The 8,319-nt window shown below is 70.4% G+C and carries 8 protein-coding genes; 5 read left to right on the top strand and 3 right to left on the bottom strand.

The window, feature by feature from the left end:
* Nucleotides 1–271: 271 nt before the first annotated feature.
* The 4 genes from JW613_RS35315 (at nt 272) to JW613_RS35300 (ending at nt 2,998) form a co-directional block, all read left to right on the top strand.
* Nucleotides 272–1,876: an acyl-CoA carboxylase subunit beta gene (locus JW613_RS35315; protein WP_209215288.1), complete on the top strand. Its 1,605-nt coding sequence runs from the start codon at nt 272–274 to the stop codon at nt 1,874–1,876.
* A 10-nt stretch (nt 1,877–1,886) separates the two neighbouring features.
* Nucleotides 1,887–2,135, top strand: coding sequence for an acyl-CoA carboxylase subunit epsilon (locus JW613_RS35310; RefSeq protein ID WP_209215287.1), 249 nt, complete (start codon nt 1,887–1,889; stop codon nt 2,133–2,135).
* A 71-nt stretch (nt 2,136–2,206) separates the two neighbouring features.
* Nucleotides 2,207–2,344, top strand: a complete 138-nt coding sequence (gene mmpB / locus JW613_RS35305; protein ID WP_209215286.1) for a morphogenic membrane protein MmpB — start codon at nt 2,207–2,209, stop codon at nt 2,342–2,344.
* A gap of 45 nt (nt 2,345–2,389) precedes the next feature.
* Nucleotides 2,390–2,998, top strand: coding sequence for a Maf family protein (locus JW613_RS35300; RefSeq protein WP_209215285.1), 609 nt, complete (start codon nt 2,390–2,392; stop codon nt 2,996–2,998).
* Here the strand turns inward: JW613_RS35300 and JW613_RS35295 are convergent.
* Complete coding sequence (locus tag JW613_RS35295; protein WP_209215290.1) at nt 2,973–3,425, bottom strand: hypothetical protein; 453 nt, start codon at nt 3,423–3,425, stop codon at nt 2,973–2,975. The two genes, JW613_RS35300 and JW613_RS35295, sit on opposite strands and share 26 nt — an antisense overlap.
* A 464-nt stretch (nt 3,426–3,889) precedes the next feature.
* Here JW613_RS35295 and JW613_RS35290 point away from each other — a divergent pair, with 464 nt between their 5' ends.
* Nucleotides 3,890–5,674, top strand: a complete 1,785-nt coding sequence (locus tag JW613_RS35290; RefSeq protein WP_209215284.1) for an ATP-binding protein — start codon at nt 3,890–3,892, stop codon at nt 5,672–5,674.
* A 75-nt stretch (nt 5,675–5,749) separates the two neighbouring features.
* On the opposite strand, the gene JW613_RS35285 is transcribed toward JW613_RS35290, so the two are convergent.
* A complete protein-coding gene (locus JW613_RS35285) occupies nt 5,750–6,679 on the bottom strand; it encodes a DeoR/GlpR family DNA-binding transcription regulator (RefSeq protein WP_245226950.1) in 930 nt (309 codons plus the stop codon).
* 176 nt (nt 6,680–6,855) lie between these two features.
* Entirely contained in the window at nt 6,856–8,307 is a 1,452-nt protein-coding gene (locus tag JW613_RS35280; protein ID WP_209215289.1) for an NAD(P)H-quinone dehydrogenase, read from the bottom strand.
* Nucleotides 8,308–8,319: the final 12 nt, after the last annotated feature.

Genomic DNA, 8,319 nt, shown 5'->3' with positions numbered 1-8,319 from the left:
GGCAGGGGGGTCCTAGGGGGGCGAAGCCCACCTAGCGGGGGGCCGTCGGGGGGCGGAGCCCCCCGACACGACCCCTCGGCGGCAGCCGAAAAACCAAGGGGGCGTGCCCCCACAACAGAGGGCGGCGGCAGCCGGAGGGGGTCAGGGGGCGGAGCCCCGAGGGAGGGGTGACCAATGGCGGGAGTGTGGTCAACGACGCACTCCGTGACGGGCAGGTCGCCGATAGCCTACGGGTCGGTAGCCAACCCGCGACGGTAAGGAGCCCTCCGAGATGTCCTCGCCCAGCCCCGACATCGACGACCTCGACATCCACACCACCGCGGGCAAGCTCGCGGATTTCGAGCGCCGCACACAGGAAGCCGTCCACGCGGGTTCCGAACGAGCAGTGGAGAAGCAGCACGCCAAGGGGAAGCTGACGGCGCGCGAGCGCATCGAGCTGCTCCTCGACGAGGGTTCGTTCACGGAGCTCGACGAGTTCGCGCGGCACAGGTCGACCAATTTCGGGCTGGAGAAGAACCGCCCGTACGGAGACGGTGTGGTCACCGGCTACGGCACGGTCGACGGCCGTCCGGTCTGCGTCTTCTCGCAGGATTTCACCATCTTCGGCGGTGCCCTGGGTGAGGTCTACGGCGAGAAGATCGTGAAGGTCATGGACTTCGCGCTGAAGACCGGCTGCCCCGTGGTGGGCATCAACGACGGCGGCGGTGCCCGTATCCAGGAGGGGGTGGCGGCGCTCGGGCTGTTCGCGGAGATCTTCCGCCGCAATACGCACGCCTCCGGGGTGATCCCGCAGATTTCGCTGGTCCTCGGCCCGTGCGCGGGCGGCGCCGTGTACTCGCCGGCGATCACGGACTTCACCGTGATGGTGGATCAGACCTCGCACATGTTCATCACCGGGCCGGACGTGATCAAGACGGTCACCGGTGAGGATGTCGGGTTCGAGGAGTTGGGCGGGGCGCGGACGCACAACGCGACCTCGGGCGTGGCGCACCACATGGCGGGGGACGAGAAGGACGCCATCGAGTATGTGAAGGCGCTGCTGTCGTATCTGCCGTCCAACAATCTGAGCGAGCCGCCGGGCTACCCGGAGGACGCGGATCTGGAGACCTCGGACGAGGACCGGGAGCTGGACGCGCTGATTCCGGACTCGGCGAACCAGCCGTACGACATGCACACCGTCATCGAGCATGTGCTGGACGACGGCGAGTTCCTGGAGACGCAGGCGCTGTTCGCCCCGAACATCGTCACCGGGTTCGGCCGGATCGAGGGCCAGTCGGTGGGTGTGGTGGCCAATCAGCCGCTGCAGTTCGCGGGCTGCTTGAACATCGACGCGAGCGAGAAGGCGGCGCGGTTCGTCCGTACCTGCGACGCGTTCAACATCCCGGTGCTGACGTTCGTGGACGTGCCGGGCTTCCTGCCGGGCACGGATCAGGAGTACGACGGGATCATCCGGCGCGGCGCCAAGTTGATCTACGCGTACGCGGAGGCGACGGTGCCGCTGATCACGGTGATCACGCGGAAGGCGTTCGGCGGCGCGTACGACGTGATGGGCTCCAAGCACCTGGGCGCCGACTTGAACTTCGCCTGGCCGACGGCGCAGATCGCCGTGATGGGGGCGCAGGGCGCGGTCAACATCCTGCACCGCAAGAAGCTGGCCGCCGCCGGTACGCCCGAGGAGACCGAGCAGCTGCGCGCCCAGCTCACCCAGGAGTACGAGGACGCGCTGCTCAACCCGTATGTGGCGGCCGAGCGCGGCTATGTGGACGCGGTGATCCGCCCGGCGGAGACCCGCCGCCACATCACCCGCGGTCTGCGCACCCTGCGCACCAAGCGGGAGCAGCTCCCGCCGAAGAAGCACGGCAACATCCCGCTGTGAGGAGGCTGCGATGACGACGGAGTCCATCGAATCCGGGCCGGGGTCCGCAGAGCCGCCCATCCGGGTCGTACGGGGCAACCCCACGCCCGAGGAGTTGGCGGCCGCGCTGGCGGTGGTGCGGGTGCGGGCTTCCGCGGTGCCGGCCGGGGAGCCGCGGCGTGCGGAGCCGACCGCCTGGTCGGATCCGGCCCGCACCGTGCCGCGCTCGCTGCCGGCACCGGGTCCCGGTGCCTGGCGCCGCACGTTCTGGCCCGGCTGACCGTTCCGGTGCCCCGCGCCTGAGTACGCGTACTCAGGCGCGGGGCACATCCGCGCGACCACCATGGGCGCATGCTGTGGTCCGACCCCCGTGACGAGCCGCCGCCGGAGATGAGCAGGGTCCAGCAGAAGCTCAACCGCCTCGGCTGGGTGCTGCTGGTGGTCACCGGTGTGGTGATGCTGCTGCTGTTGTCCGTCGCGTACTCGTGAACGGTCCGAGCGCGGCAGGCGCGCCGACTCCTTACGATGGCCCGCATGAATGCACCGCGCCTGGTACTGGCTTCCGCGTCCCCCGCCCGTCTCGCGCTGCTGCGGCAGGCGGGGATGGCGCCGGAGGTGATCGTCAGCGGGGTGGACGAGGACGCGCTCAGCGCCCCGACCCCGTCCGAGCTGGCCCGGGTGCTGGCCGAGGCGAAGGCCACGGCGGTCGCGGGCCGTCAGGAGGCGGCGGGCGCGCTGGTCGTCGGCTGCGACTCGGTGCTGGAGCTGGACGGGCTGCCGCTGGGCAAGCCGGCGGACGCCGAGGACGCGACGGCGCGTTGGAAGAGCATGCGGGGCCGCTCGGGCGTGCTGCACACCGGGCACTGCGTCATCGACAACCGGGCCACGAGCGCACGGCGCTCGGTGACGGCTTCCACGACGGTGCACTTCGGGCAGCCGACGGACGAGGAGATCGCCGCCTATGTCGCCAGCGGCGAACCGCTGCACGTGGCAGGCGCTTTCACCCTCGACGGTCGTTCGGGGCCGTTCGTCGACGGTATCGAGGGCGACCACGGCAATGTGCTGGGCCTGTCGCTGCCCACGCTGCGCAGGCTGCTGCGTGAGCTGGGCGTCGCCCTCACGGACCTGTGGGCTCCGCGCTGATCCCGGGCCCGTCGGCGGGGTGGCCGGCGGTGCGCTCGGCGGGCTCCTCCATGGCCTCGCCGTACCAGGTCAACGACCAGACGATGAGCCCGAGAACGGCCATCATCACCGTGAACGCCAGCCAGCCGACCAGGCCGACGCAGAAGGCACCGAGCACCCCGTGCACCACCGCACAGCTGATCAGCACGATGCGCCAGAAGCCGCGCGGCGGCAGGTCACGTACCGCCGTGCGCACGAGGATCGCCGCGCAGCTGAGCACATAGCCGCCGACGAGTACGGCTCCGATCACCGCCGAGACCGTCATCGCGCGCGGTTCGATGCCCGCCAGGGACATCTGCTGGGCGTCGGCGACCTTGCCGAGGAAGAGATTGAGCCCCACGAGCACGGCTGCCTCCACCGTGAGCACCGACGCGGTCACCGCGGCCACTGCCCGTCTGCGCCCTGCCACTTGGCCACCTCTTCCGTCGCTGCGCATCCGCGGGGCGCGGGGCGGCTCCGGTTGGCCGCCCGTTGGTCCGCCCGACGCGCTCACCGCTGTTCGTCGTCGTTCTCGTGCTGCGTTACTCCGGGTACGTCGCTGGCAGAGCGAACGCTACTCACGGGTACGAGCCGGGGCAAGGGAAACGACGCAAAGCAAAATTTCCCCCTTCGAGTCGTAGGGACTCCACAAAGACTCAGCCTCCAGACGCACGACTCCGACAGAGAGCTAGCCCACATGCCCGAGGCGGCCGATCCAGCGCCAAATGCGGCGTACCGTGGGACAACGAGGGGAGATCCGGTTCTGCGCGACCCGCGGGTGACACTCCGTGTGGGCAAGCTCACCCCCCTTGGCGGCTCGGCGTCAGGTGTCGCCTGTACCTAAACTCAGCTTGTTTCAAGGAGGGAGCCATCGTGCGCAAGGTGCTCATCGCCAACCGCGGCGAAATCGCCGTCCGCGTCGCCCGCGCGTGCCGGGATGCGGGAATCGCGAGCGTCGCCGTCTATGCCGAGCCGGACCGGGACGCGCTGCACGTCCGCGTGGCCGACGAGGCATTCGCCCTGGGCGGTGACACCCCGGCGGCAAGCTATCTGGATGTCACCAAGGTGCTGAAGGCCGCCGCCGATTCGGGCGCCGACGCCGTGCACCCCGGTTACGGATTCCTCTCCGAGAACGCCGACTTCGCCCAGGCCGTCATCGACGCGGGCCTCAACTGGATCGGCCCGCCCCCGCAGGCCATCCGCGACCTGGGGGACAAGGTCGCCGCGCGGCACATCGCCCAGCGCGCGGGCGCGCCCCTGGTCGCGGGCACCAAGGACCCGGTCTCCGGCGCGGAAGAGGTCGTGGCCTTCGCCGAGGAGAACGGGCTGCCCATCGCCATCAAGGCCGCCTTCGGCGGCGGCGGGCGCGGTCTGAAGGTCGCCCGCACGCTGGAGGAGGTCCCCGAGCTGTACGACTCGGCGGTGCGCGAGGCCGTGGCCGCCTTCGGCCGCGGCGAGTGCTTCGTCGAGCGCTATCTGGACCGGCCCCGGCACGTGGAGACCCAGTGCCTGGCCGACAAGCACGGCAACGTGGTCGTCGTCTCCACCCGCGACTGCTCCCTCCAGCGCCGCCACCAGAAGCTGGTGGAGGAGGCCCCCGCGCCGTATCTGACGGACGAGCAGAACGCGGAGCTGTACCGCGCGTCCAAGGCCATCCTCCGCGAGGCCGGCTACGAGGGCGCGGGCACCTGCGAATTCCTGGTGGGCCAGGACGGCACCATCTCCTTCCTGGAGGTCAACACCCGCCTCCAGGTCGAGCACCCGGTGACCGAGGAGGTCACCGGCATCGACCTGGTCCGCGAGATGTTCCGGATCGCCGACGGCGAGGAACTCGGCTACGACGACCCCCCGCTGCGGGGTCACTCCTTCGAGTTCCGTATCAACGGCGAGGACCCGGGCCGCAACTTCCTTCCGGCACCGGGGACGGTGACGACGTTCGCCCCGCCGTCCGGCCCCGGCGTCCGGCTCGACGCGGGTGTCGAGTCGGGTTCGGTGATCGGCCCCGCCTGGGACTCGCTGCTCGCCAAGCTCGTCGTCTCCGGCGCCACCCGGCAACAAGCCCTGCAGCGGGCCGCGCGGGCGCTGGACGAGTTCGAGGTGACCGGGATGGCCACCGCGATCCCCTTCCACCGCACGGTCGTGCGGGACGCCGCTTTCGCGCCGGAGGTGAACGGCCGCGAGGGTCAGCCCTTCGACGTCCACACCCGGTGGATCGAGACGGAGTTCGTCAACGACATCAAGCCGTTCGCCGCCCCCGCCTCGCCGGACGCGGAGGAGGACGAGGCCGCGGGCCGGGAGACCGTCGTCGTCGAGGTCGGCGGCAAGCGGCTGGAGGTCTCGCTGCCGTCCTCGCTGGGCATGCCGCTGGCGCGGGCCGCCGTCGAGGGCGGTGCCCGCAAGCCCCGGCGGAAGGCCGGCAAGAAGTCCGGCTCCGCCGCCTCCGGTGACGCGCTCGCCTCCCCGATGCAGGGCACCATCGTCAAGGTCGCCGTCGAGGAGGGCCAGCAGGTCGAGGAGGGCGAACTCATCATCGTCCTGGAGGCGATGAAGATGGAGCAGCCGCTGAACGCGCACCGCTCCGGCACCGTCAAGGACCTCCGTGCGGAGATCGGCGCTTCCGTGACCTCGGGCGCCGTGATCTGCGAGATCAAGGACTGATCCGCGGGGTCAAGGACCGAGCACCCGTTCCTTCCGCCGCGCACCCCGCAGGACGGGGTGCGCGGCGGAAGCGGTTCAGCGCCGCCGGGGCGCCAGGTCGGCCACCCGGGGCGGAGCCGCCGAGGCGGACCTGAGGTGGGTGGGAGGCGTGCCCCCCGACTGACCTGCCGGGCCCCCGGCAGGGTTCCCTGCCTGCGAGGCGGCCCGGCGGGGGGTGGGCATGGGCACTTCGGGCCGCCCCCTCTCCTGGGGGGACGGCGCGGTCCCGGCGACGGCGATCTGGATGCCGCGGTCGGCGAGGGCCTGCAACTCCGTCTCCGCACGGTCGTCGTGCGGAGGCGGTTCGTCCGTCACCAGTCGGGTGATCACATCGGTGGGCACCGTCTGGAACATGGTGTCGGTCCCCAGCTTGGTGTGGTCGGCCAGGACCACGACCTCGCCGGCCGCCTGCACCAGCGCCCGGTCCACGCTCGCGGAGAGCATGTTGGAGGTGGACAGACCGCGTTCGGCCGTCAGCCCGCTTCCGGACAGGAAGGCGCGGGAGACCCGCAGCCCCTGCAGGGACTGTTCGGCGCCGCTGCCGACCAGCGCGTAGTTGGAGCCACGCAGGGTGCCTCCGGTCATCACCACCTCCACGCGGTTGGCGTGTGCCAACGCCTGCGCCACCAGCAGCGAGTTGGTGACGACGGTCAGCCCGGGCACTCTCGCGAGCCGCCGTGCGAGCTCCTGAGTCGTCGTTCCGGCTCCGACGACGACGGCCTCGCCCTCCGAGACGAGGCCCGCGGCGAGGTCGGCGATGGCCGTCTTCTCCGCGGTGGCCAGGTGGGATTTCTGGGGGAAGCCGGACTCCCGGGTGAAACCTCCCGGCAGCACGGCCCCGCCGTGACGGCGGTCGAGGAGTCCTTCGGCCTCCAGCGCCCGTACGTCACGGCGCACGGTCACCTCAGAGGTCTGGACGACGCGGGCGAGCTCACGGAGCGAGACGGCTCCGTTGGCGCGCACCATTTCAAGGATCAATTGACGACGTTCCGCAGCGAACACGGAACTGACAGTAACGCCAACGACCGTCTGCTTTCAGCGCTATGCACGGATTAACAGAAGTTGTTCGTACGGCGACACCGAACGTGATATAGGGGATCGTTTGGGGCGACGTCCCGATCGGTGTCCGCCATGTCCGTCACTCAGTGCAGTTCGGCGATCTTCCGCGTGTGCAGCTGGCGGGCCACCTCGGCGATCGACCCCGTGAGCGAGGGATACACGGTGAACGTGTTCGCGATCTGCTCGACGGTCAGATTGTTGTCAACGGCGATCGAGATCGGATGGATCAGCTCGCTGGCCCGGGGCGCGACGACCACACCCCCGACGATGATCCCGGTACCGGGACGGCAGAACAGCTTCACGAAACCGTCCCTGATGCCCTGCATCTTGGCCCGCGGATTGCGCACCAGCGGCAGCTTGACGACCCGCGCCTCGATGGCGCCCTTGTCGACATCCGCCTGGCTGTAGCCGACCGTCGCGATCTCCGGGTCGGTGAAGACGTTCGCCGAGACCGTCCTGAGGTCGAGCGGATTCACCGTGTCGCCCAGGAAGTGGTACATCGCGATCCGGCCCTGCATGGCCGCGACGGAGGCGAGCGCCAGGACACCGGTGCAGTCGCCCGCGGCGTAGACGCCGGGGGCCGTGGTACGGGAGACCTTGTCGGTCCAGATGTGGCCCGACTCCTTGAGCCGGACCCCCGCCTCCTCCAACCCCATGTCGGCGGTGTTGGGAATCGCACCGACCGCCACCAGACAGTGGGTGCCGGTGATCGTACGGCCGTCCTGGAGAGTGACCTCCACCCGGTCGTCGTCCGTCCTCTTGGCGGAGGCGGCACGGGAACGGCTCATCACGTTCATGCCCCGCCGCCGGAAGACGTCCTCCAGAACCGCCGCCGCGTCCGGGTCCTCCCCGGGGAGGACCCGGTCACGGGAGGAGACCAGGGTGACCTGCGAGCCCAGCGCCTGATAGGCGCCCGCGAACTCGGCACCGGTGACGCCGGAGCCGATGACGATCAGCTCCTCGGGCTGTTCCTGCAGGTCGTAGAGCTGCGTCCAGTTCAGGATGCGCTCCCCGTCCGGGCGGGCGTCGGGGATCTCACGCGGGTGGCCGCCCGTGGCGATCAGCACCGCGTCCGCGGTGAGCTGCTCCTGACTGCCGTCCGCCGCCGTGACGGTGACGACGCGGGAGCCGTCGGTCGCCTGACCGGACTCCAGGCGGCCCCGGCCCCGCACGACACGGCCCCCCGCACGGGTGACCGCAGCCGTGATGTCGTGCGACTGGGCGAGAGCGAGCCGCTTGACCCGGCGGTTGACCTTGCGGATGTCGACACCGACCACCCGGGCCGGATCGTCCGGGTCGTGCGTGGTGTCCTCGACCCGGATACCGAGCTCCTCGTAGGAGGAGTCGAAGTTGGTCATCACCTCGGCGGTGGCGATGAGCGTCTTGGACGGTACGCAGTCGGTGAGCACCGAGGCGCCGCCGAGGCCGTCGCAGTCGACGACGGAGACCTCCGCGCCGAGTTGCGCCGCCACCAGGGCTGCTTCGTATCCGCCAGGGCCGCCGCCGATGATCACGATCCGAGTCACATGCTCCATTGTCCCGCACCC

This window comes from Streptomyces smyrnaeus (genome assembly GCF_017676345.1).
GTDB classification, from domain to species: Bacteria; Actinomycetota; Actinomycetes; order Streptomycetales; family Streptomycetaceae; genus Streptomyces; species Streptomyces smyrnaeus.
This window is presented reverse-complemented; position numbering and strand designations above follow the sequence as displayed.